Raw genomic sequence first — 26,219 nt, forward strand, 5'->3', positions numbered from 1 at the left:
ATAACTCTCCATTTATCAAAAATAGATCCATCTTGAAACCAAAATATTTTTATTTCCAACACTTCTTAATGCAACAAGTAAATCATTCATTCCCTCGGCTACAATGCCTGTATCTGTGACAACTATCACTTTATCGTATTTCTTTAAATTATATACATATGTATCTCTCTCTTTATCGTATACGCTTCGAATCTGATACCTATGATTTAATGGATAACCGTCTTCGCATGAAGCAATAATAGGGCTTCTTGTAGTTGCGTGAACTTTAACCGCCTCAGCTACACCATCTTTTTTTAGGATTTCTCCCAACCGTATAGCCGGATACATACATTCCTCGGTGCCAAGAACAAGCAACCTTCCATAATGTTCATATCCTATTATTTTTTCGATTTTACTTACAAATCGGTTTATTTCACTTTCATACTCATAAAAAGAAATCGTACTGCGAACGTTTGCTTTCGTGTCAAATTCTACGCAATCAACATTCTCCATCTCGTCGGCCTTACACAGCGTATCTCTGTCTTTCTCATAAGATATATCCATGATACTATTTTTTTTATATTCGAAAGGGAGATCAGAAATAAATAAGCATTCAATCCCTTTGTCTTCAAGCTGATTAACCCGAAAATTTGTCATACTGTTAAGAATTGAAGCAATACTATACTTTATCTTACTTATTCCACATTTATCCTCTAGCCTATCTACCAATTTGCATATGGTATTTCCGGTAGTCACTTCATCATCAATAAAAATTATCCTGTCCACATTTTCAAAACAATGATCAATGCTGTTTGTTCTCAGCATCTGATCCGTTGCATGACTATGAGACTCAGTAAAATACAAGTATTCCTCATTGTCGGCTTGCTCTCTTGTTGTATTTTGATAATAAACCACATTATCCAAATAGTGACAAACGCCGGCAGCTATTCCCGTTGCAGTTTCTGCAAATCCTATTACGAATAACCGATCAGATGGATATGCCGCTTTCACCATGTTTGCTAAAGTCCGACACATCATCATCGTGTCTTCAGGATCTGTGGGAATATGCTTCCCTTGGATAGGATTAACATAAAGGTAAGGACGAATGTTGTTATTGTCCCTTTTTGCTAATCTTACCAAATCATCTATTGAATACTGCAATTTAATTTCCTCCTGTAATTACCATTTCAATTCACCCCGTATATTTCTGCAAGTGCAATTGTCTTATATGCCCAGTTTATATGAGTCTTTACTTCGTTCATCCGTTCTCCGGCGAAACTCTTTCCAACTTGCAAACCATTCTCATCCCAATTCAGTATCTCCTTTGCGTCTTCGTAATCTTTATGAGAAACTTTAAGTGCTTCATTTACTACGCTTATCTGTTTAGGATGAATTACAGTCTTTCCTATAAACCCATTAACCTTATCTAATTTCAATTCATTTCGGAGCCCACGTTTCCATTCTTCATTATCACTTGAAAAGAATTCCCACACTGGTCCTGACACGACATACTCTCTTGAAAAAACAGTCAAAATATCACCCAACAACTGCGAAATAGGAAGTATGTCGTATATAGTCTCATCATAATGCCTTCTGGCAGCAAACTCATTTGAAAAGTCATTTCCTCCTACACGAATATTAAGAACTAGGTCTTTGACCGAATCTATCTTTCGTTTAAGATCAGACAATACTGTATGTCGCGTGGAATACTCAACTATATCCCCGCTTTCCAATATCGGCATCATGTAGACAGGCTTCTGAGCTTCAGAGTTTATTTTTCTCATTGCTTCGTTGTATGGATCGGCATTTCCTACTGAATATTTCGGAAAGATAAAACCGGTAATCAACTCAGAGCAATCAGCCAACTCCTTCCATAGCCTTAACAGTTGTTCGCAGCTTCGAACACGGATAAAAATCATAGGCACATAAAACTTGCTACTATGACTTGCTTCTAATAGTTTTCTCAATGTGCTTCCGAGTTGTTTTTCAGCAAATGCCACACTGTCATCAGCAATTGTATCTTCAAGGCATAGTGCTAGCGAATATGGCTGACTGAATTTTTCTGCAATTATCGAGTCTGCCACTTTTCTATTTAGTGCCGGTGAATAAAGCAAAGCTCCGACCCTATATTTTAGTTCAATATTCTCTATCATTTACAGCTACCGTTATAATTTTCCTTTCATTCTCATTTCGGAAATAGATTTACAAATTCCATCTGAAAAGATCTCATCAATAATTTTAATCTTATTCTTGCATGTCGTTAAAGCAAAAATACTCTGATTGGCAAATGCAATATCTGCTCTATTTAACATGGAGACATCCATCAAATTATCACCAGCAGCTATAATTGTTTCAGACTTCCTGCCATCAATAAATCTTTTTAAAGCCTCTCCTTTTGTTATTCCATTTGCAAATATATATACCTTCCTGCCATCTCTTTGTATGTTGACCTTATTTATATCTATCACCTTGCGTAACTCTATATAAACACTCTCCGGATTATTGCATTTCGCATAACTCATATACTTCTCTGGTCTGTGTACAGCCTCATCGTTACAGAGATGAGACAAGACTTCCGTTGCATAATCTATACTGTCATAACAATCCCTTGCAAGTACATCTGTCTTACGCGACCACCCCAGATCCTCTTTTCCGTCTATGAGTAATTTTCCACCATTACATATAATCGCATATTTAAAGCGTAGTTCCTGAGCGCACTCAATTCTACGATATTGTTGCTCAGTTCTCGTGGTAACCGGAATAGTATTTAACCAATCCGCCTTAGTAAAGAAATCATAGGTGAATCTGGTCATAAAGCTCTGCGCTCTTCCATCTAAGTGTTCAACAACAATCTTTTTATTACCGATTTCCCTATGATGAGAAAAAATCATTGTATTGTCTAAATCAGAAAACAAAACACTCATACAATCAACCTCAATCTATTGTCACCGGTTGTAAAACCTGAGCCAGTATCTTCTCTTCATATTTGCAACTCCAATCCAATTCTTCACCGGATATCTTTTTCAATGCAAGTTGGGGTATATTAACACCACTGGCATAACAAGCCATCTGTATCCCACCAGACATTCTGGTATTAACCTCCAGAAAATACGGTATTCCATCGAGATATTTAAACTGTATATTATATGGACATTTCAGTCCTACTTTATTTTGAAAATCCCTGCATATGCTTATAATATCCTCATCAAACCTCAATAGTTCATACTTATTATTCCCTTTGATCCTCGGCAGAGCAATTAAGCCCTTTTCTGTATCTAAACAATCTACACTAACCTCTTCATCTGGTAGAAATGGCATAATCATTATCGGAGAAAACACCTCTCTCTCTGAAAGCGCATCAAGAACATCGTCTAATGTCATCCTGGTATTCTGCTTCTTAAACAATGCCGCATAGCCTTTCCTTTGATTGTCTATAAGTCTGAAACTCTTTCCTCCCTCATCCCTTTCAAATTTGAAACAAACCTGTTTGTACTTTCTTAATAAGTCCTCGTAAGCGTTCTTAAATTCTTCCAGTGTTTTAACTATGTAGAAATCAGGAACCGTTCCTATGTTCTTCTCTTTAAAGAAACGATACGCCATTTCTTTATGGTTAAGAGTTGAAACGATGGGATAATCATCCATCATAACCCTTACCCCTATTCTTTCAAATTGATCTTTGCACTCACTGATTTTTAGCATTCCTCTTCTCGGCAGAAAGTACTGAATATTATGTTCTTTGCAGAATTCTAAACAAAACTCAACGTACTCGTCATCCTTAAGAACAGGTTCTCGATACCACTCATCACAACCATTCTTTATCACAGTATACTCGTTTTCGTTGCTACCAATTATGCAAAGATCAACATAATCCTGACGCATTAAATCAATAATGTTCAATGCCGTGCTGAACCAGTGGTTCATCCATACTCGTTTCATTAACTATCTCCAATCAACATCTATAAATTATTTTCTTTAATCTCGCCTAAATCCGCCCAAGATCAAAAAATACACACCTACTAACATAAGTATCATGGTTAAAATTGCTGGAAATCCGGCAACTATAACTGTAAAGAAGTATGTCAAACCCACCGTCATTTCAATTACCACAGCCAAGAACAGTATGACTGTCGTAATAAAGAAAGAACTAGCCAGCCATTGAACCGGTCTGCTGTTTAACAGGTTATCTCTTAGCACTTGTTGAGCCATCGATCTCGTTATGATTCTTCTTAAAGGTGATGCAAATACCGCCCCTAAACCGCCCATCACAACCGAAAAGATTGCAATAAACATCTGTAAAATCTCGCCCGTCTTATCCGAGAATACAATGTTCCTAACAAACCACATTGAAACCAGATAGAGCACTATGTAGCCTATAATAGTTATTATTACTCTTCTAAAGCCCCTTCCTGCATTAGCTGGCACAAGGTTTTGAACAAATACAACGACAAAAATCACGATAATTGTTTGACCAAAATCTTTGGTCAATGTTGCAATAGTTTCTCCGGAGAATCCATTCTCTATGAGATCCGCTGTACAATTGATTAGTGGCAACCCTCCCATAGACTGAAGAATCTGCGATGAACCTAAAAAGGCATATATAAGAAAATATGTGAAAATAACCATGAAACCTATAACTATATTGTCTCTTCCGTTACCGTTCAAATTATACAAACCTCCTTAGCGTATCTCATTCCGCATCTTTTTGCATAGTCCATCAAGCCAGTCTTTCATAGGAGTCGAATACGGTCTGAATTTCTCTTTACCACGTCCATTCTCGTAGAAATAGGCATTATTACGGTTAATACTTTCATCCTTTACAACATCGGCAAGGGCCAGCGCATCCTCATCTGAAACATTAAATACAATTCGCTTTCCAAAAAGTTGAATCAGATTTACAAATTTAGCTTTGAACAGAGTAGGATCATCGCACCACGCCACAGTAAAAATACCTTTTGCCGGGCCCTCTCTAAGGATTTCCTCAAAGTAATTCGCCGTCTCGCTATAACTACCGTAAACACTACCGCTTTGTAAGTCGGTAGCCACCATCAAATTGGAAATAATAAGCCATGCTTCAGGATCCTGTGGAGTCTTCTGCTTATAGTATTGGTAAATCTGATTAATGGCATTTACAGCCTGTGAACTGTCAAGATAAGCAACTGACGGCAGTTTTACCTCGCTGAGTTGCTTAACTCCATCAAACATAACATTTCCAGTGCCATCTGTATAATTGAGAACAAAAATGTATGGATGTCTTGCACCCTGACGCATATCATCAATGCTCTGAATCATCAGATCCATTAATGCAAAAGTCAGCATATTCTGCGCTTTCTGAGCATTGCTTCCAAATAGAATCAGATTGTTCCCTGCAGCATTTCTAAACTTTGCTTCCAGTTTTGCATCAACTCTAAGCGGTTCTCCAAAATGCAAAACATTCTTTTCGGCCGTAATCTTTGATAAAGAATAATATATCTGGAAGACGCTATTTCTGCTGTCAGAAACATCCGATACAAGAATCCTGGCATCAGAGTTTTCGTTCTTGGAATTGTAATAATCATTCAGTTCTTCAAGAAGCTTCATGTGTTCGTCAGATGTTAAATAACCCACTCTGAATTTATTACTGGTCTTTGGAGAACTAATTGCGGGCATATAGATTGCCGAACCGGCATCATTTTCTTCAATCTGAGCAATAGCATCAGATCCTTTACCAAGCACAATATCAGCATCTTCCTTCGGACACTTTAGAGCAATTCTAACCGCAATTTGTGCAAGTGCAGCTTCGTTAATCGCATTCATTCCACGAATACTTTGTGAGCAAAGAACCATATGAAATCCATAGCTTCGATCAAGCCTAAGTATTCCATCCATTATCTGTGATGCTTCAGTAGCTACAGCCTGATTCGCATTACTAAAAAGCATATGGAACTCATCAATAACAATCAGAACCCTTGCCATCTTTCCATACTGCTGCGATGCACTACTATTGTTATAAGATGTTATATCACTCTTCGTAACCGTATTAAAAATCTGCGCTCTTCTTTCACTCTCTTTTTTTATATCCCTCAAAACACTTAAACCGAATTCTTGCTCACTCTCAATCGCTATTACTTTAAAGTTCGGTAGGTTATAATCCGCATAGATTTTAAATTCAGTACCACTCTTAAAATCTATAAGGTATATCTGAAGTTCATCCTTGGTATACTGAAGCAATGCTCCCGTAATTATTGCATGCAATAATCTACTCTTACCGCTTCCGATCTGACCACAGATTAAAGCATGAATCGACTGACTTCCAGGCATTCCAAGGTTGAGTTTCTGGGTCTCACTGGCTCCACTAAGTCCAATAGGAATAGATATTCCTTCTGCTGTAGAACATTTTAAGAAGGAAGATTTCTTTGGTCCTATATCACTGTATTTAACTATAATACGTCCGGCCTTCTGAATTCCTTTCTTCATCACAGGAGCAAGTCTGGCAACACCGTCAATACTCATAGGTGGATCAATCCTGTGAATGACATTGTCTTTACTGCTCTTCATATCAACATAGCCCAGTTTTATGAGCTGATAGGCATTACACATTGCTGCGATGCTGTCTGCTGCATTCTTAAGTTTAGGTTCAAGACTCATCAGCTGATCACCGTTCGCCATGATTATGACATAAACACCACACTCTTTACCTGTTGCAACAACCTGACTGAGGAGTTCAATCGACTGAGCTGTAAATCCGGCAGGAAAGTCCATGATTCCAATAATATTATAGGGCTGAGGATTGAGTACGTTTGCAGCATTATACTCTCTTATGTTTTTATACTGACCTTTGAAAGTGTTAACCTGCATTGACTTGATATGATCAACCACAACTTTCAAATCCTGCTGTATGGACTGAGAATCTGTTTGAATTCCGTTTGGAATAATGCTGTAGCTGGAGCTATTCTCTTCCTCAAACAGCTTAAACTGAGCAAAACTTTGTCCTGATTTCAGAGGGTCAATAAAATGGAACCTCATTTTATTCGGAGGTGTACTCAGAAAAGTGTTTAAGCAGAGTGTCTGCATGTGCGTTTTTGCTGTCTCGCTTAGGTCTGTTTTATACTCATAGTATTGTGCAAAATTCTCATTAATCCCGATTGTATATGGGAACACAAAAGCTCCATTCTTCAGTATGAAGCTATACTGGGAATTCATAAACTGCGCAACAATCTTATTTTCGAGGAACTGCTTAAACTGAAAATATATGTATCCAACAGGGACATTTAAGGGCTCTTTATCTGCGGTAACATAATCCTCTGCTCTTGCGATTCTTCTTGATTGGATTTCATCAATAAAACTCTTTAGTATTCCAGGAGGAAACGATCTAAGCATATCATCCTGATACTGTTTCAGAGCATCCATCAGATTGCGTTTACGTCTTTCATCTCTCGCCTGTCCTTCATTCTGGAATCTCGTGTTTTCCTGCTGAATCTGCTGCCTATGCTTAGCGTCAAGTGCTTCCTTTTTCTTTGCAAAGTCAGTTATCAGTTCCTGCCTGTATTTAGCATATGCTGCACGCTGCTGTTCCGCCGTAGAATTCAGGTTGCGCATTTCTTGCGTAAGACGCTGATAAGCCGCATCAATCATTCCCTGAACCTTTTTATCTGCATCAGGAATACCGGCATCTAACCTGGCACATTCTTCGTCGTATAATTCCTTCGCTTTCTTTTTCATCGAATAGAATTCTACGCAACTGTCCCTAAGTTTTGAGTAATGAATAACTTTTCTCAAAAACTGCTCATTCAGATAATTGATATTCTTCACCATCTGATCCGGATCTCTTAGCATAATGCTATCGAATGTTGTTTCCAGAATAGGATATAGTTCTGTCCCTTTCTTGACTATTTTTTGATATCGCCCTGCCTGAATCTTAACCTCTGCCTGATCGATACGCGTAAGGAAAGCACCCATCTGCTGCTTTCTATTGTTTATGGACCTGACTACATCCTGTCTAAATTTCGAGGAATCATCTTGAACCTTTTCATTATCTTTCTTTGCCTGGTTCTGCTTCTTCTTGGTTTCGTTTTCTTCGGCCTCATGCTTTTTCTGCCATTGTTCTAATGCAGAACTACGCTCGTACTCAAGAGATGAACTGTCTGTGGAATATTGATTTTCGATTCTCTGCAGTGCCGAATTATGATTACGTCCAGCAGACTCAACATCATTCTTATACTTATTCTGAATATCCGTACAATTTTGGGTAAACTCATTCGCCTGACGCTCTAATTCCCCCCAGATCTGCATAATAAGCGCATATTCATCTTTTACATTTTCTATACTGCTTTCTCTCAGCTGAAACTGACTGGACATTTGTATTACTCTCCCTGTACTTAAATATTGATGATAGATGAAACGATCACACGGTCTTACTTTCCATTAAAAAGTCCCACTTATTTCGCTCAGATCATGGCTAAATGCTTGTTCAGCCCGTTCCATACTCTGAGTGTTGTCATTAATTGCATTATTAAATTCCTGTGTTGAATGTTCAATATTATCACGTCCTGTCTCTCGAGCTGCACTTCCAAAACTACCCACACTATCCATCTGTTGAAAAATTTGAGAAGCTCTTTCGTTATTCTGAATCTGCTCCTTTGCCATATCTGAAGAAGCCTCCATTGTCCTCTTGCCCTGCTCAACCCGGCTTTTAACTTCCGAATTCATATATCCCTCAGCGTCGGATTTAGTTCCTTCCTTGACGGTTTCTGCTGCCTGAATAATTTCATCATCAACATCCGCCGGGAGAGAATCAATAAGCCCCTTCATTTGTTTGACATCACTTACAGCTTTCTTACTAATTGTGTCTGTCTCTCTGAAGGAATCACTACCCTCTCTTGACTTGTCCTTAACTGAATCTAACTTTCTGCCCATAATGTGTTCTCCTTTCAAAAAATAGTATTTTTATGCTTGTTCTAATTCTTTACATACCCATTCAAAAAACTCAGGATATATTTTTTCATAGAATGAATAAATTACACTTCCTGAAAATAACTTCAAATTATCTAAATAAATTCTTAGTAACGCTTTCTCTTCATCATCACATTTTTTGTACACAAACTCTCTCACTCTTGGATACACTTCCGAATATTTATCAAACGCTTCAAAGCTTTGATCCATATTAATCTCATCCGATGATATATAATCCTTGTCTTCAAACTCAAACTCTCTACCCAAATACGCAGTTTTTTCTTTATCTGTATACACCCCAAACCCAACAAGCGGTTTGGTAAAATGTCTACCTTCACTGTCGCATCCATAAACAAAGTAATTATCTATCAATCCATTTTCGTCCTGTGTTATTATTGGTTCAGAGCATTCCAATCCTTCTTTTATACACTTTCCGCATTCTGTGCTAAAAATTGTACTTCTCGCTTTTTTTAATGAAATCATATCCATCTCCTATCTTATATGTGAGTATGTTACATTCATACCATTTCCAGTAAGTGCGTTTTGAATTTGTAATGCTGTATAGAATTTTGTTCCTCTACCCGGATTCGAATCGGCAATATAAAAACCAGCTACATCTCCAAACTTATTTTTTACTACACTTGTAACTATTACGGCATGATAATCGCTCTTAAATGGTCGTCCATAATACAATTCTCCAGCGTGTACAGATAATATCACTCCGCGACCTTCAGCGATATGATTTGCAATTTCATCTATAGACTCTTGTGTAGCTACTCCATACGAATCCATTTTTATTGGAAAGACACCACTACTAATTCCAAAGTGTTCAAGAATTTCCTTTCTTGACTCTGGACTCGTTGCTCCACTCGCAGAAGGAGAAAAGATGTGATAATCTATCAATCCTCTCTGTGTTTTTGCATAATCTAATATATCTTTTTCAGAATAGTTTACACCAGAAAGACGTAATATATTTGCGCATGAACAGAGACCACATGTTCCTTGATATGCCGGATCCGCACTTCCCTGGTTTTTATACAAATACTCTGACATCTCTAATGGAGAATCATAGACCATATTACCATTGCCATCATCCGTAAATCCAAATTCTGTGGCGGGAAGATCTCTTGGTGTGCTTCTCGTTGGTGCTAAGTTATTAGAATGTGGTACCTGAACAGTGTTGCCTTCCACCCAGTTGGTATCACTATCTGAGACTGTTTCAAACGATTCCATGCTATCAGACGATGTTTCAGTGCTTGAATCTCCTTTGGTATCGCTAGAATCCTCAAGCTCATCAAGTAATTCCTTGAATTTTGAAATCTCAGTTCTGTATGTCTTCTCTGCAGCATTCACTGATTTTTGACCAAACTCAAAACTCCGAAGTTGATCCAATTTTGATACACCGGCATCAAGCTTATCTATCTCAGCATTTATATCCGCTGTGATTTTTTCCTTCTCTGCGTCGGCCTCTTCCTGCTCTGATACAAGCCTTTCGGTTTCGGTTACCTGAACTGTTTCAAGTTCCCTAACCGAATCTACAATATCATCATCCAAGGAATCAATCATTCCTGAGAGTTCCTGTAAGGATGCAAATTCCTCAGACAGGATTCTCCCCTCTTCACCAATTCTTCTTCGAGTTTCTCTATTCTCGGATACGCTATTTCTATTTTTTTCGTATCTCTGACCCACTAAATCACCTTCTTACTTCCATTGAGCAAGTATATCTATTCTTCTTTGCCTTTGTTCTTCGGTTCTCTCAAAGCCACACATTTCCTTAACTTCAATAGAAAAAGCCCTATACTCCAACATCAAATTATATGAGAATGCATTAACTTTATCTGCAAAATACCGATTCTGTTTTTTATATGATGCCAAACTGAAAATAACCTCTTCCATCTGATCGCATATATTGTTAAACGCTCTTTTGGCAGTCTCAATTCTATCTCTTTGTTTACGAGCCTCTTCTTCTGCCCTGTCGAAAACCTCCTTTCTCTTTTCAGGAGAAACTTTAGCCCAGTTATATTTTTCTAATCTTTGCTTGCTTTCTTCTATTTCGCCGGAAAGCTCTATTATTGTATATAAATCGTCTATGTAATCCTTACTTCTATTTTTTACTTCCTCCCACTTGTCGCTCATCTTCTTGGTCGTAATAATGTAACTCTGCTCCATATCACTGATAAACGGGGAGCCTTGATAACACAAGATATCATAAAGTTCATCATCCTTTGGTGAATCATACAACTCATCTCTCACTACTTCTCTTTCTCTTCCAGTCTCATCCTTTTCCTTAACTCTTGACCACTGTGCCATTTGAAGCTCAAAAGGCTTTAAGAGCCCCTCATAAATGCATAGTGTCTTACCTTGTGAGAATGTAGCCATTCGCTCAAGTTGTACATCATCTGCAGACATGGTTCCCCCTAAAAGCTGGCGATCATCTTGAGAAGTCATCCTGTGACCAAGCTTCAGAGATGTATTTTTGATTACCTCCGGTGCCATTGCTGTAGGTAATTGATCGGCAATTATTATTGCTTCATTTAAGTTACGAACCTCAGCAAGCATCTTTACAATGAATGCAGTTGCAGCAATTTTGGGGTCTGCTCCCTCTCCGCCTTCCTTCTGTGCCTTTGGTCCAATTAAGTTATGTGCCTCTTCAAAGAAAATCACATGTCGTGGTCCATTTTCCTTTGCCTCTTTCGGTTGCGGATTCATTTTTAATGATTCCCTGATAAGCGTTGACAACATCAAAGTCAAGAAGTTTGCAGGACCGCTTCCCATTGCCTCCAGTTCAATTACTGCCGGCCTTTTTAACCAATCATCTGGAGCAATTGTAGATTCTGGAACATCAAACACATCTCCCATTTCTCTGGATAGCAAGCTACCGATACGCACCTGTAAAACGGATTTTAAGTTGCCTTTTACTTCTCCTTCATAATCTGTTTCATCAAGGATCTTTTCAAGCGTCGTATACAACTCACCCATTGTTGGATATGGAAGATCTCCGTTATTCAACATATACGGAAGCCAACCTTTATTTCTATATACACGTTCTATCGCTCTATCCAGCAAGAAAGGCATAGGTGGATCCATGGAGAATGCACCATCAAATACATTCTTTAAATTGCCAATATGTTCTGCAAGTGCCATTTTTTTAGGAAACTGAAATGGATTAATGTGCAGCAGAAACTTCGTTCCTGAAGACGGTGAAAAAACCGTTATACCTTTCATTTCAGGTTTATTCACTAATGCCCTATATTCCTGCTTAGCCGGTTCAAGTATTAAAAAAGGAATTCCAAAGTTTGAATACAATGTAGTAGCTAGATGTAGCATGCTATTTGTTTTTCCAGAACCCGGAACACCAGCTAAAAAGGCATGCTTTGGCAAATTCTTTAATGGTATATACACTTTATATCCATCACTATCTTTACCAAGAAACAACCCATTATCATCATGATCTGGCGCTGTCTCCTTAGGCATTTCGATGCTTTCTCCAGAATACAACGTTGGAAGTGTCACAAACGGTAACAGCTCTTTCAATGTAAATAGTGTTGGCCAAAATCTAAGTTCTTGTGGGGCTTTCTGGTTACAAAAGTCATACACTTTTGCTTCTATAATATCATTATACTTAAAGGCTCCTCTTTGGTGGATTACATCGTGTGTACCCTCATCAAGTGCTTCAGAAGCCGCAGCATCCAAAAGCATTCCAGCATATATACTATCCTGTGCATAAACCCTGACATTAACCTGAAAGTGAGGATTAGCAGCTAATTCCTTTATCAAATCCTTATATCTATTCAATGTATAATCAGCACTTTCATCCCTTTGAAAAGATGTACCTGAATTATTTTTTTCTACACGTAAAGTTAACATCCTCCTTAATGCCGCCATGGCACTCCCTAGCATGCGAGGATCTTCAATCAGATTGGTATAATCTACTGGCTTAAAATCAACACAATACACGCATGGTGCATTCATTTTCTGCATCATCGTTAACATGCCATATAATCTGGCATCTTCATTCATCTTCCATTCATTAACAGAATAAAAGTATCCATTTTCCTCTTTGTCAGCTTTAGAAAATTTCTCTCGCTTTATGAGTGTGGACATGCACCCATATTCTATGTCGTTCATCTGAAGAGCAAGCTTCTCCTGCTCTGCTTTTAATTTTTTCTGCCGTTCTTTTTCTTTTTTAGGATCGCTTTCAGCTTTATTTACCCATTCATACCCAGAATCAACTTTTCCAAGCCACTGCATATAAGGAAGTACTTGTGCAACAGGAACAACTCTCACAATGTCGAAATATGGAGCCAACGGAGAGTTTTTTATCAGATTATCGGCATATTTGTTGACTTTATCTGAGTCAAATTTTAAATATATTTTCAGCCTGTTTCCCTTCTTCTCTGCAGGGTTGTACTCATAAATCCAATGAACCGTTTCATTGGCATCTATCGCCTGCCTGTGTATTTGCCGCAAAAAAGCGAGATGTTTTTTAAGCACACCATCTACACCGCTTTCATCTAAAGCACTATACTTGCTTAATGTAAGATCCGGTATTCTTTTAATCTGATATAAAATGCTTTCCATTAAACACAACACCTTTCGTAATCATTCTTCATATTCAAGAAGGCTCATCTTCTCCTTCTCAGCAAAACAAGTCTCAAAAGCTGGAGAATCGATGACACAAGCGCCGCCACATATGTGAGTGCAGCTGCTATTAGCACCTTCCTAGATGCATCAAGTTCCTGTCCATATAAGATATTCCGTTCCCGTAAAATCGATAACGCCCTTCCCGAAGCATTAAACTCTACAGGAAGCGTAATAAACTGAAAGAGTACCACCAAGGAAAAAAGGATTATTCCCACATCTATCAACCCAGTCCATCCAAAAATTAATCCCAAAAGAATAACTGGCCATGAAAGGGTGGAGCCAATGTTTACAACAGGGATAACAGCTGACCTGAACGCCAGCGGAACATAACCTTTTGCATGTTGAATAGCATGACCGCATTCATGAGCCGCAACACCTATAGCAGCAACGGATGTTGAACCATAAACACTATCTGACAGGCGAAGCACCTTTTCTCTCGGCGAATAATGATCCGTCAAACTTCCTAAGACACGTTCTATTCTTACATCGTATATCCCAGCAGAACTAAGAATCGCTTGAGCCACCTGCTCTGCCCTTATTCCACGTAAATTGCCATAGGAACTGTATTTTTTATATGTTCTTTTTACATTCCAGGATGCAATAATACTTATTAATGCTCCTATAATCACAAGTCCATATGACGCATAATAAAAACCTGTCATCTGTTATTCTCCTATTACCTTCTTCGTAGCACCTTTGCACCCATTGAAGCCGTAGAATCTCCACCATTTAGTTCTTGATGGATTCGATCTATCAGAGCCTGCGTACCTGTCAATTCCGCCTGCTTTGTACTCGCTGAAGCTTGAAGCCGCCCCGCAGCTGCCAACGCAGAGTTAGCGAACATGTTCCCAGAAGCCCCTTGGAGAGTTGACGCATATGAACTTTCTGAATTCACCTGCATCTGTAAAACATCTGCCTCCTGTGAAAGTTGAGCACTCATCTGTTCCAGAGCTTGACTGCATTTCTCAACATTTGCCTGAGCCTGCTCATACTGCTGACTCTCCTGCTGTGCTACTAAGTAAGCCTGCCTTGCTTCTCCCTGTGCTTGCTGTAATTGTCCCTGTACTGGTCCAATCTGCCTTTGAGCATCCATATATGAATTTCTGGCTGCTTCTAATCTGCTTCGCAAATACTGATATTCTGAAGCGGAATGCTCCTGCCCATCGTTTAACGAATTCAATTCTGACTCAACATTTCTCATTTCTGCTTCAGCACTTGACATCTGATTGTACAATCTATCTAGCTCATACTGTGCAGAATTTGCTCTCTGATTAGCGCTTGCGTAATCACTCATAGCAGAGTCATAATTCCGTTGATGCATCTCAGCATTCTGAACCCACTCTCTGTGAGCATTGCAATATTTATCTACCAATGCCGTTTTTTGTTCCAATGATGCCATTTCTCACTTCTCCCGAACATCACATTCTATTTTTTTCTTCTGAATAGACCTCCTAAGAAGCCATTCTTTTGGCTCTTCAATTCCTGATTTTCGCTGGCCAGTTCATCTTTTTCTATAATTTGCCTGCTTCCCTCTTGATAATTACTTTCTGCGAACTCTATTGTTGGAGCAGTTGTGTCTTTTTCCTTGCCCGGTTCACTCTTTACTACTTCTGTCGGATTTTCAATATTTAATGAGGTTTCATCAGTATCTTTCAAATTCCTGGCACTATCAATCGCCACAGTTTCTTCCGGTTTTTCATCTGGTTCTTCTTTCAATTGTTCTTCTTTATGTAATCCCTCGATCTCCGCTATCACTTTTCCAAGTTCTTCTTCTGAATATCTGGGTAAATAATCTAAATCAGCATCTTCTCTGACCTCTACGCCATTTTCCTTCCAATATTGGTCGATACGTTCCTTTGTTTCCTTAGCCTTTGGCAGTTGAGCAACAGATTTTTGTAACCGTAAAGTTACATCACGAAGGTTGTTATCAATATTGTTTAGTTCATTCTTTTTATCGATAACCTGTTCTTCCTGTAAAGCGATTTTCTTTTTTAGCTCTTCAATTTCAGCCTCTAATTCAGCCAAATTTTCCAAGGCTTCCCTTTTTGATTCTGTCAGGCTATCAAACTGCGTTTCCTTATCTTTTATATTATCAATCAGTTCCTTTAGTTTTTCTGCCACCTGTTCCGAAGAAGCATATGGCTTTTTGATGTCATTAACTGTGCTCAAGATACAAGCGATGGAAACATCATCTCCGCTGCCGTTGTTAGTAACTTGAGATAGTAACTCTTCCATTTTGGAATCTAATGCTTCTTTCTGTAATGTTTGAACCCAATATCCCAATGTGTAATAGCATCTGTTAAGCCCGCTCTCGTCAAAACTTTCATCGATGCCGTCAGATGCAACAAACAGACCGGTCGGAATATCTGTTCCATATATGTATCTAAATCCGGCAAATGAATTAGAATTGCATATTGAGGTTGATCTATTTCCAACACACCCTACCTCATCCCACGGGATCGGTTGAGTATATAGACCATTGTTCATAGCAACAACACATTTACCATCTCCAATATGAATCCCGAACCAGAATCCATCTATAACCACGCACATGATAAGTGTGCAACCATATACCTTGTTTAAACTGTGTCCAGCACGAATTGCCTCAACTGCATCTTCGGGCAGGCCATTCAACTCATTATCATTTATTGGGTTCGTGCCCAGATCATTGGTTACGCCTTTATTCCACTCGCGGATTATCTCTCTTTCTAACTCGGTTATGATTCGGTCAGGTGATTTTTTCAGTACATCACACGAACTCGGTGAACTTTCGATCAGACTTCTCACGCATTCAATGGAAACATCGCAGGCTATATGCGCTCCCTGTGCACTTCTAAAACATTTTTTATCTCCGTGACCGTCACTGATAACAGCAATGCTTACCTTTTCATTGTCATAGGTTGCAGCATAATCCTCACAACCCATGTTCTTTGCGATGTGAGATACACCTACTTTATATCCAGAATATGACTTGAATCCTTCCATCAGCATCCCTCATTATTTTCTATCTTAATTAAATGTAGGGAAATCATTCTCCCAATCTATGCCCTGAAGTCCTGGTATTTCAGGATTAGCGCCACTTGTAGGATCGAGCGTTGCCGTCGAAGACGGAGTACTTGCCTGAGACCCGCCTCCTACTGATTGTCCTAAATTAACTGTCGAACTGCCCTGTCCACTATTGGATTGCTGCGGCGCATTAACAGGATTCGTCTGCGGACTGCTCACAGCACTTCTAAATTGTCCGTTCGAAGGTGCCGCTCCTGTTGTGTTATTTTGAATCGATCCCCTTTGTGTCACAAAATCGACACCAGTCAAAGTAACTAATTGAATCTGCTTTGCTAGGACATTGGTATTTGATGCAAGTAAAACCATAGATTCATTACTTGTAAACTCAAGAAGAACTTTCCTGCACTCAGGACTGAGTGCACCTTCTTCTATCGCAATTCCTGCCTTAGTCGCATACTGAAACCACGAATTCTGCTTAAGTATATCCAGTTCTTCCTTATACAACGCCAAATCCGAAGGTTTTCCATCGGTCATCAGTATGATCAACGGGGTATAAGAACCCGCCGATGATTTGAGAAATTCATTTCTGGAAAGCTTTTTATTTAGAGCCGAAAATGCTTTTCCAAAATTGGTTCCACCACCGACATAAGTAATCTCGTTATAATTGAACGATGACACCGGTACAGGTTCTGTTGTCCTCCAGTTTGCATTGCTGGAGAATTCCATAATGGCAACCCGAATCTCCGCATTAGTATTTGATGCTTCACGCTTCTTTAGCTCCGGAATCAAGTTCCTGATTGCATCATTAACCGCCTGAATTCGATTTCCTTTCATACTGCCGGAAATATCAATTATGAAAAATACCACCATGGCTCTCTTCTTAAGATCCGGCATAATCGTATCAATACTTGGCGTTTGTTCAATGGGTTGAGTTATCGAGTTGGTGCTCCCGGTTGGGATATCCAATGTAGGAAAATCAAAACCATCCCAAAAATCGTCACTCATCTTTCTTCCTCCTGCCTTTCATATTACTTGCAGTACCATGACGAAATAATCACAACACTGTAGCTTTTACTCCATTAAATTCTATAGTTTCTCCCCTGGCCAATCTTGCAAATCCATTCTTTCCGATTTCAGTTTCATGTCCATCTACAGAAAGCTTCCATACAGTGTCCGTAAGATTTCCAATCCCAAGAACTGCTTTGTCGCTCAGGCTTGCACGTATCACAGCAGCAACAGTGTCATGATCCACGCTTCTGCTGTCCACCTGGCATAAGTACAATTTCGACCCATCAGCTACAATAGATGGATAATCATCAAACTTTATAATCCTACAACCTTCGGGTATTTTTTGTTTTGCATAGCAGTTTACAAATTGTTCTCTTCCGCTGAGGCTCACAAGCATCGCTCTTGTTCGGATAAGCGCTTCTTCCCATTCATTCTCAGTGATACGGTCATTCGGATTCTTCAAGCCTTTTGTAAATGCTCGCACAAAGGTCATCTGAAGATCCGGAGGGAACATGTTCCATCGTTTTATTACGTTCGGTTGAGATTCCGGATCCGGTCTGTTTTTTTCATTTGACGGATCGTAACAGAATATAGGGGATACGCCATACATGTGGGCTCCGGTTGAATCCATCATCGGCAAATTATTCGTATATTTTCCTTCCAACGGATGATCTATGTAAAATAGCCGAAAGAGTAACACTGCAAGTGAAAATCTGTCGGTCTGTGTATTTGGTCTGGTGGCATCTATTACAACCTCAGGAGCCATATATCTTGGCATTCCTCTGACACCAAGATTTACCAGATTAGGAGCAACATTATCATTGTCACAAATAAGCACATCTCCATCTGCGGGATTGATAAAGAAACTTCCTTCATTAACATCCTGATAACTGAACCCCAAGCTATGTAAAAGTCGGAAGCTTTCTACGATGTTCAGTGCCGCCGAAATCATAACCTCATAACTGCCGAATCTTGCCTGATTCAAAAGAAATTCACTAAACTCATGAAACTCCGGTCTACGAAGTTCCATAATATAGCCATAACTATTCTTATATGGCTTTGTTAGCATTAATGGCCAAAGATAATGCTCATTGGGAGCCCCTCTGTCCACATTTTTTGCAAGATTATCGTAGAACACTTGTGGCGGAACAGGAGCCTTATACCATTTAAGAGCGTATTTCTGCCCTTTATAGTCAACTTTATAAACCTCTCCCTGACCGCCTTCTGCAATATAGTCAAGAATAGTTATGTTATTCCCTTTAATCGTTTGTACTGACTCATTCCTTGTCAATGATGGCATACGCTAAAACCTCATTTCATTCTATTAACTGTTTCCATGCGTTATCACTAAAACGCAGACTTGTATCAGAAAATCCCTGTGTAAATACCTGTATAAAAGCATTTTTCAATTGAGAGTTTTCATCATGATTCCATAGTTCCATCGGTACAGAATCCGTATAATAGTCTAACCCGTTTTCCGAATTATCCGGATCAAAAATGAACCGACAATTACTATAAAGCTGTCTTGCTGTGTTTATATCAGTTATTGGCTGCTTCAAGACCTGCCTTCCGTCATACGGGTGTTTACAATACCTTAAGACAAACAGCAACTCAGCAAGTACAAATTTATCTGCATCCATGTTCCAACGAGTGCTCATATTTAATATTTCAGGTGGCATAAACTTGACACTATCGATATCCTGCATAAAAGCATCTCTATCTCCACCTGCCTTCACCTCAAAATGACCGCTTTTCGGATCAATCAGAAGCACATGCAGATTGATAGGTCCTACAAGAGGAGTCCCCTTGCTATGAACCATTTCATAGAACTTAACCGTATTCAACATGACAGATTTTTGTGCTTCTTCATTTGAAAAGTGTTCTCTATGCAGATCCATTTGGTAAAGCCAATGATATAATTCCTGTTTCATTCAAATGCTTGCCTCCAATCATTTACCATCCACTCCGATTATGTCTATCGCTTCCCCTTCTGAAAGCAAATCATCCGGAATAATCAGTTTTTCATCAACCGGATTGATCTCGGAAGACCTGACGATACGTCTTTTAAGATTTGCCGTCGTTTTTTCAAATATTGTTCTTGCTGTTCGACCGTTTGAAAAGTATTCAAGTTCCTTAAGCTTTTCAAAAATCGGAACATAAATGTCATGTATACCTTCTGCAAGTTCAAAACCATTCTTTGTACAAAACAATTTGAATATTTCATAGGTTTCTTCTGCAGAATAATCCCTGAAATGAACCTCCTCTATTCTTGATCGCATTCCACTGTTTGACTTATAAAGACCTTGCATATCTTTTTCATATCCTGCAAAAATCAAGCAACATGTTTGCCTGTTCTCAGGGACATCCATAAAGGCGATAATCTGCTCAAGTGCTTCCTTCTTATAGTTATGATCTGAATGTCCTTCCGCATAGGAAAGGCTGTATGCCTCATCAATAAAAAGCACGCTATTTTTGGACTTTTTCAAAAGCTCATATGTTTTCTTATCAGTTTCACCCACATACTGTCCAATCAAGTCCTTAGCAGTGCACGAATAGAAATTCGGTGTCTTAACTATTCCCAACGAGTGCAAGCATTCTGCAAATAGTTTTGCACTGGTAGATTTTCCTGTACCCGGATTACCAACAAAGAAATAGTATCCCGGTCTGATTGAGCTTTGGTCCCCACCACTCCTTTGAGCATATACAATCTCCTCTTGCTTCTGTACTATGATATCCTTAAGATCAGACATACCTATCTGTTCATTAAGCTCCTGCATAATATCTTCCAAAGTCTTAGGATTAATCTGGTCTTCTACGGACTTAAGAAGATTCTCCGGAATATCCTCTAGTGTGTATTCATATCGGTCAATTGACGGATCGTCATCCGCATATACTCTTTCAAGATGCAGATGTTTCATATCCTGAAACATCTTTTTGACCTCTCCGGCATTTCCAAAATCGTCGCCTCGTACCTCATACTTTCTCTTAAGTATCAATGCGACCCTTTCATGAGCCTCGTCAGTAATTGTGCAACCTTGTCCCTTTAATGTTCTGTCAAAAATCTCTAACAGCTGATCCGGCGTATAGTCCGGGAAATTAACAATTCTCAACCTACGCTTTAATCCGGCATTCATTTTTAGGAACTCTTCAACCTTATTCGAATACATTCCAAAAATCATCTTGAAATCGTTGGCGTTCTCGGTCATCTTAGTCATCATCGCACCAATAATCTCATTTCCATATGAGGATTCACTTATCTGGTATGCCTCGTCTATATACAGCACCTGGTTATGATCTATTGCCTCCTGAATGGCCTCCAGTGTCTTTTTCTTAGATTCGCCAACATGTTCACCGATTAAATCAGAAGCATCCTTAAAAAGCGTTTCAGATCCGCCAAGTACTTCCATCAAATGATAGAATTGTCCAATCATCTTTCCGACAGTAGTTTTTCCTGTTCCCGGATTTCCGGCAAAAATGTAATGATCAGGATACTGTTCGGGCGTAATCCCTCTCTTTTTACTATCGATTGTATCTAATACTTCAAATCTGATATTTCGGAACAGATTCTTAATGAATCCCATTCCAACATACTGGTCAATCTGAGCATAGATATCGTCAATTGAGGAAACGCCATGCTGAACAAAATACTTTTGAAAATTGCCAAAGTCATCGGCAATAATGATTCTTTTCTCATCGTCGCGAAGGCTGCACTGCATTTTAACCTCCTTTGACAGTGCAACGATATCTCTAGCATTACCAAAGTCAGCACGGTTTCGCTGGTTATATAAGTTTTTAAAAAACAACTCTAAATCTAGAGTAGTGCCTTGTCCCTCTTCTTCTCCAGTAAATGAGTAACCATCCTTTCTACAATCGTTTTCAAAAATTTCCTGCAAGAGCTCAGGCTTGTAATCTTCGATTGTAAGAATGTTATTTTTGCTGAAGCGACTCCTTAAGCCAGAGTTCATTTCCAGAAGTTCATCCATTGGTTCCGGATATCCTGCCATTATCATGCAAAACCTATATCTATCCGGATTAGTCATGATGGGAACCAACGTATCAATAGCTTCTTTGGGATAGTTATGGTCATCCCCTTTTTCATTAAGTGAATATGCGTCATCTATAAACAGAACTCCATCCTGTGCTCTTTCAACACATTCTGTAGTCTTTATAGCTGTTCCACCAACATAGGCATCGACAAGATCATCTCTTTTAGCCTCAATAGTTGTTCCCTTTGCAAGAATACCTTCATTATAGAAAATCTGACCAATCAACCTCGCAACGGTAGTTTTGCCAACTCCGGGATTCCCTCGTAATATGAAATGAGGTACCGGGTAGCGGAACGCTGAATCCGGAACGCTATCAATACGTTCGTTTGAATAGGGTCTATCTTTTCTATCCGGCTCTGCAGTAATCTTACCTTGCTTCTCTGCGGCATCACGTTTCATATGATAATCTCTGATTATCTCATCTATCCTCGATGCCACACTCTCCCATCCTTTTGTAGATTTCAATTTCTTAAGGGGATCTGACTCATCAACTTTTTTATATTTACTATAAATCCTCTTTACATCCTCTTCGGTCAACTCAACATGAGTATCAGGAGAAATAGACATAAATTCAGTAATTGAATTAAAAATCGCATGAAGATATCCCGATTTATTGACATCTCTATCTGCTTCCCTGCTCAGATACATAATGGCAGAAGCAATCTTTTTCCTTTTTTTGCTTTCAAAAGTAAGGAATTTGCCATTATTACCTATAATCCGAAGATAGTCCATCAGGTGAAGAATCTCATCAAGGTTTGGTAAGCCGATTTCAAGAGCAGTCCCTCTATTAACTGTTCCATCATCATTAAAAAATCTATTTTTAAGCACATAGCCGTTTTCCATTCCATCAAGCATCTTGTTAAGATCTGTTCTGGTCATCTGAGGTGCAAGAAAGATACAAATATTCTGATTAGCGTTAGCACTGTACTCATCCCATAAATGAGAAACAAGCTCCAAATAAGGTTGCAGGGGAGCAGCATGATCAGTAAAGAAATCCTGAAAAAACGCAAAAACCACAGCTGACTTAACGCTCTCATCGGCCATAATTTTTTTTGCGTCTTCGAGGAATTCTACCGGCGTGATTTTAGGCTGTTTATACACAAGCTTTGTACTATTATATCCCGTCTTTGGCTTGGATTCGTTTCTCTCTCTATTATTACTTTTTGTCGAAGAGACTGCGTTATTGACCGTTGACTGCTCCGTGGCTATCTCTGAAGGATTTCTGCCAGTACCCTGCGCTGCAACAGAATGAGGTGTCATTATTCGCCGGCGCTTTTGGGGCTTACTCACCGTCAGCGGCTGCTCGGCTGTACCAACGTTGCTTACAGCGGAAGTATTGCCCTGTCCGAGAATACTCTCTCTCATATCTTTGTTCTTATTAATGACCCTTACTGCACTTTCGTCATCCAGTACAAACTTTCCAAGGTTCTTTGCACCTGAATAAAAGACAATCTGTTGGTATCCCAGGCTTTTCAGATAGCCATTTAAAAACATGCGAAAATTATCCTTCTGGAGATTTTTTGAAATAAACATGTCATCCAGATGTCCATAGACTAGGAATATTTTATTTAAATTGCTTTTTTCAAGAATAGAACTCATCTTAACCCTATACCTTTAATCTATCTCTAAGCTCTGTTTTAGTTGAGAGCTTGTTTTTAGTATGTTTCCTACAACTTAAACTAATTTTTGCTCCAGGTGTATTTTCACAGATCACCTGCTGAACAGAGTCTCTGTAATATTGTTTTCTTTCTTCATTCGTTTCATCACCTTTGAGCTGATCTATCTCTAACTTAGTCTGAACATCTCCGTTTTCCATAAGCTCAGGAGCTAATGTAACGATAATCTCTTCTCCTGTTGTTTCGTTGGATAATCCAATGTGAAGCGTTCCATCATGGCGGTCATCATCATATGAATATCCTGTAAACTCAAAGTTATGCTCCTCAAAAAAATCAACAATCTGTTCACTTACATTTTGTCTTGAAAATGCGTTGTTCATATTTAAAACGCCCTTATAGCAAGTTGTAGCAGCCGCTGGATACATTTTATTGCTAAGCATATCAACGTATTCTTTCATCTCCTCTACAGAAATACCAGCCGCTTGATCAGATTCAAGAAATGCCTCTATCTCCCGTACTTTCTGCAATAGATAATCAAATTGATTTGTTCCATCCTGAAGACGATCCGTATAATCAGCTATTCTAATTCCAACCACATCGTCCTCCAAGCTTTTTCCTGTTTTACTCTCTACTTCTGCCTTTGCCTCTGCAGTAATAAACTCTTGATGAGTAAGAAAGGCTTCAAGCTCAGCACTCAAAGAAATTGCTACCAAATGATAATTATCAAACTCCTGCTGTTTGCAATCTGCTTTATAGATTTCTTCTATTGTCTGTAACGCAGTATCTTTAGCTGATGCTATTGCGGCTTCATAAAGTCCACAATTAAACTGGGTAATTGCATCATTTAATGCCCTCTGGAGTTCGTGAAGTGCCTCTCCGGAGAACCTTACACCATCATAATCTTTCTGAAGAGACTCCATCAGTGCCTTTGCCTCTTCGAGATACTGCTCGGCAAATTCTCTTGCCTTGCTTTCTTTTGCCTGCATATCTGCATTTAACTGTTCAATTTCATTAACATATGTGGCATACTGCCTATTGATAGTATCAGTAATAGTTGCCATACTGACCTGAATCTGTTCATGGTAATTGCGAACAAAATTGTCCTCGATTTCCATCAACCTTCTGGATGCTCCCTCTCTTGAAGTCCTCATATTAGCTAAGTATTGCTGATATTTAACCGGGTCATTTGGATCTGCCCATCTTTGCATTTCTACACGTTGAGAACTCATTACTGACATCATTTCATCAGAAGCTTGGCGGTTAAGTCTTACCTGCTCATTCATATTTGATGCCAATGTGCTTCTGAATGAGCCAATTGACTCATTAATGCCACTTCGCATTATCGCCTCGCGCTCTCTCCGGCGTTCTTCTGCACGTCTAGCAACCGCATTCGCTCCCGCATTAACAGCAGCTGCTCCTCCGGCGATAACAGCTCCGCCTACCAGAACTGCTCCTACAACCGGCAATGCAAATATAGCCAAGGGCAGTAACACTAAACCGCCTGCTTCACCACTCATAATAAAATCCTCCTATCTTACTCTGTCTTGAATTCTTCTTTCTATCAACTTGCCAGTCGCACGAAGCTCCATATTGGGATTCAACGTTAGATCCGACACATTATTTGTAAATGTGACGATTTCTTCGGCATCATCCAACTCTAATGCCTCAACAATATGGTTAAATATTTGTCTTGCGTAATCAAGGTCTTCAGCACCTTCAAAATCAATGTATAAAATGAATCGATTCTCAACATCTGTGTTCTTCTCATACGGCACGATATATAGCATGATTCTCGTTCCCGTCGAGTTCTCAAAGATGATTTCTAGCCAATCTCTTGTATCAACTAAATCGTACCCAACACCATATTGCATCTCCATGTACTGCTTATAATCAATCTTCGCTAACTTTTCTTCCTCAACAGGGCGAAAACCTCCAATATCCTCCAACCACTCAAGATTTAATTCATCCACAAAGTAGTCTATGATACTCTCGCCCCATTCACTTCTTTGACACGATGCTCTGTATCGATTCTTGTATACGAGTTTCATATGATTGAAATGTTCCACGAGTTGATCTAACTCTTTTATGTATTCTTCAATCTTTTCTGTATCAACGCTGTCAATCGTCTTAAGGTAAGCAACTTCCCCATTTTTCTCAACTTTCCCAATCTCATGACCCATTTCAGCAATTTGATTAGAGAGTTCCCCATACTCGCCTTGACTCCAATAATTTATTTCAATCCCGAGCTTTCTTTCCTGTTCCCTATTCGGTTTGCCGGAGCCATTTATCTCATTGAACCAAGCCTTTATTTCATCCTTTAGCTGTAAATGAAGCAATCCAGTCTTACTTTTCCATAAATAGTACTGCCTTTGCCATTCAGCATATGCCTCATCTGTATCAAATTTCAGTCTGCTAAGGCCTGTTCTTGTTGAAATAGCAATTGCTATCGTCGCCTCAAACAGGCTTGCTTTGTATAATGTTCCTCCCTCACATATTGCTGTATAAAATGAATTAAGTCGCCGTGGATAAAACTTGTCCTGTGGCAGGAATTCAACCTCCTTATACAACAGTGCAGTCTCTGTCATATACTTATTAGCTTCTTGTTTACTTACTTTTGCCTTGTTTTCAGTGCTTTGACGCAGCTGAGTTATTAATTCCTCCATCTCACGAGTTTTTTCCATCCACTCTTTTTCTTTTTCTCTTGTACTGATCAGCAGATTCTGGTACTGCATATCCATCTGAAGCTGTTCATTTTGAATTTCCTGGTCAACACTATTCTGATACTGCCTTAAAAGCCTTTCATACTCTTGTTGAACGTTAGCATCATGCGCATCCAGAGTCGTTCTCATTTGTTCCTGATATTCTTCAAGCTGCCTGCGATTATCAGCTACCAACTGCTGCCTGATTCGATCGGCCTCTCTTTTTTGTTGTTCAACCTGCCTCTGCAACTGATTAATCTGTCTTTCCAGCATTCTAAGATCTGTCGCCATCC

General features: G+C 39.2%; 19 protein-coding genes. All 19 read right to left on the minus strand.

The window, feature by feature from the left end; genetic code table 11:
* Window positions 1-15: 15 nt before the first annotated feature.
* The 19 genes from WKT03_RS05335 to WKT03_RS05425 all read right to left on the minus strand — a co-directional run bounded on the left by WKT03_RS05335 (window position 16) and on the right by WKT03_RS05425 (window position 26,217).
* Window positions 16-1,140: a phosphoribosyltransferase domain-containing protein gene (locus tag WKT03_RS05335; RefSeq protein ID WP_173783987.1), complete on the minus strand. Its 1,125-nt coding sequence runs from the start codon at window positions 1,138-1,140 to the stop codon at window positions 16-18.
* A gap of 26 nt (window positions 1,141-1,166) precedes the next feature.
* The gene (locus WKT03_RS05340; protein WP_173783986.1) at window positions 1,167-2,132 is read right to left on the minus strand and encodes an HpcH/HpaI aldolase/citrate lyase family protein; all 966 of its coding nucleotides are present in this window, start codon (window positions 2,130-2,132) and stop codon (window positions 1,167-1,169) included.
* Window positions 2,133-2,144: 12 nt separating this feature from the next.
* Window positions 2,145-2,903 carry an HAD hydrolase family protein gene (locus tag WKT03_RS05345; RefSeq protein WP_340391074.1) on the minus strand — a complete coding sequence of 253 codons (759 nt, stop codon included), beginning with the start codon at window positions 2,901-2,903 and terminating at the stop codon, window positions 2,145-2,147.
* Window positions 2,904-2,913: 10 nt separating this feature from the next.
* Entirely contained in the window at window positions 2,914-3,915 is a 1,002-nt protein-coding gene (locus WKT03_RS05350) for an ATP-grasp domain-containing protein (RefSeq protein WP_340391075.1), read from the minus strand.
* 36 nt (window positions 3,916-3,951) lie between these two features.
* Window positions 3,952-4,641, minus strand: a complete 690-nt coding sequence (locus WKT03_RS05355) for a hypothetical protein (RefSeq protein ID WP_173783983.1) — start codon at window positions 4,639-4,641, stop codon at window positions 3,952-3,954.
* 15 nt (window positions 4,642-4,656) lie between these two features.
* Entirely contained in the window at window positions 4,657-8,313 is a 3,657-nt protein-coding gene (locus WKT03_RS05360) for an FtsK/SpoIIIE domain-containing protein (protein ID WP_340391076.1), read from the minus strand.
* Window positions 8,314-8,379: 66 nt separating this feature from the next.
* Complete coding sequence (locus WKT03_RS05365) at window positions 8,380-8,871, minus strand: hypothetical protein (RefSeq protein ID WP_173783981.1); 492 nt, start codon at window positions 8,869-8,871, stop codon at window positions 8,380-8,382.
* 30 nt (window positions 8,872-8,901) lie between these two features.
* Entirely contained in the window at window positions 8,902-9,390 is a 489-nt protein-coding gene (locus tag WKT03_RS05370) for a hypothetical protein (RefSeq protein ID WP_173783980.1), read from the minus strand.
* Between the two features lie 9 nt (window positions 9,391-9,399).
* Window positions 9,400-10,596, minus strand: coding sequence for a C39 family peptidase (locus tag WKT03_RS05375; RefSeq protein WP_340391077.1), 1,197 nt, complete (start codon window positions 10,594-10,596; stop codon window positions 9,400-9,402).
* A gap of 12 nt (window positions 10,597-10,608) precedes the next feature.
* Window positions 10,609-13,488 (minus strand): ATP-binding protein, encoded by a 2,880-nt coding sequence (locus WKT03_RS05380; RefSeq protein WP_340391078.1) that lies wholly within the window; start codon window positions 13,486-13,488, stop codon window positions 10,609-10,611.
* 44 nt (window positions 13,489-13,532) lie between these two features.
* Window positions 13,533-14,213: a zinc metallopeptidase gene (locus WKT03_RS05385; RefSeq protein ID WP_173783977.1), complete on the minus strand. Its 681-nt coding sequence runs from the start codon at window positions 14,211-14,213 to the stop codon at window positions 13,533-13,535.
* A 14-nt stretch (window positions 14,214-14,227) separates the two neighbouring features.
* Complete coding sequence (locus tag WKT03_RS05390) at window positions 14,228-14,950, minus strand: hypothetical protein (protein WP_340391079.1); 723 nt, start codon at window positions 14,948-14,950, stop codon at window positions 14,228-14,230.
* 26 nt (window positions 14,951-14,976) lie between these two features.
* Window positions 14,977-16,536 (minus strand): protein phosphatase 2C domain-containing protein, encoded by a 1,560-nt coding sequence (locus WKT03_RS05395; RefSeq protein ID WP_340391080.1) that lies wholly within the window; start codon window positions 16,534-16,536, stop codon window positions 14,977-14,979.
* Window positions 16,537-16,560: 24 nt separating this feature from the next.
* A complete protein-coding gene (locus tag WKT03_RS05400) occupies window positions 16,561-17,562 on the minus strand; it encodes a vWA domain-containing protein (protein WP_173783974.1) in 1,002 nt (333 codons plus the stop codon).
* 49 nt (window positions 17,563-17,611) lie between these two features.
* Window positions 17,612-18,865 carry a protein kinase domain-containing protein gene (locus tag WKT03_RS05405; RefSeq protein WP_173783973.1) on the minus strand — a complete coding sequence of 418 codons (1,254 nt, stop codon included), beginning with the start codon at window positions 18,863-18,865 and terminating at the stop codon, window positions 17,612-17,614.
* A gap of 16 nt (window positions 18,866-18,881) precedes the next feature.
* The gene (locus tag WKT03_RS05410) at window positions 18,882-19,496 is read right to left on the minus strand and encodes a hypothetical protein (protein WP_340391081.1); all 615 of its coding nucleotides are present in this window, start codon (window positions 19,494-19,496) and stop codon (window positions 18,882-18,884) included.
* A gap of 18 nt (window positions 19,497-19,514) precedes the next feature.
* Window positions 19,515-23,210: an AAA family ATPase gene (locus WKT03_RS05415; RefSeq protein WP_340391082.1), complete on the minus strand. Its 3,696-nt coding sequence runs from the start codon at window positions 23,208-23,210 to the stop codon at window positions 19,515-19,517.
* A gap of 7 nt (window positions 23,211-23,217) precedes the next feature.
* Window positions 23,218-24,744, minus strand: coding sequence for a hypothetical protein (locus tag WKT03_RS05420; RefSeq protein WP_173783970.1), 1,527 nt, complete (start codon window positions 24,742-24,744; stop codon window positions 23,218-23,220).
* Window positions 24,745-24,756: 12 nt separating this feature from the next.
* Window positions 24,757-26,217, minus strand: a complete 1,461-nt coding sequence (locus WKT03_RS05425) for a hypothetical protein (RefSeq protein WP_173783969.1) — start codon at window positions 26,215-26,217, stop codon at window positions 24,757-24,759.
* Between the last annotated feature and the right edge of the window lie 2 nt (window positions 26,218-26,219).

It is taken from the genome of Coprococcus sp. HCN-4056, assembly GCF_037892645.1.
In the GTDB taxonomy this organism is placed as follows: Bacteria; Bacillota; Clostridia; order Lachnospirales; family Lachnospiraceae; genus Coprococcus; species Coprococcus ammoniilyticus.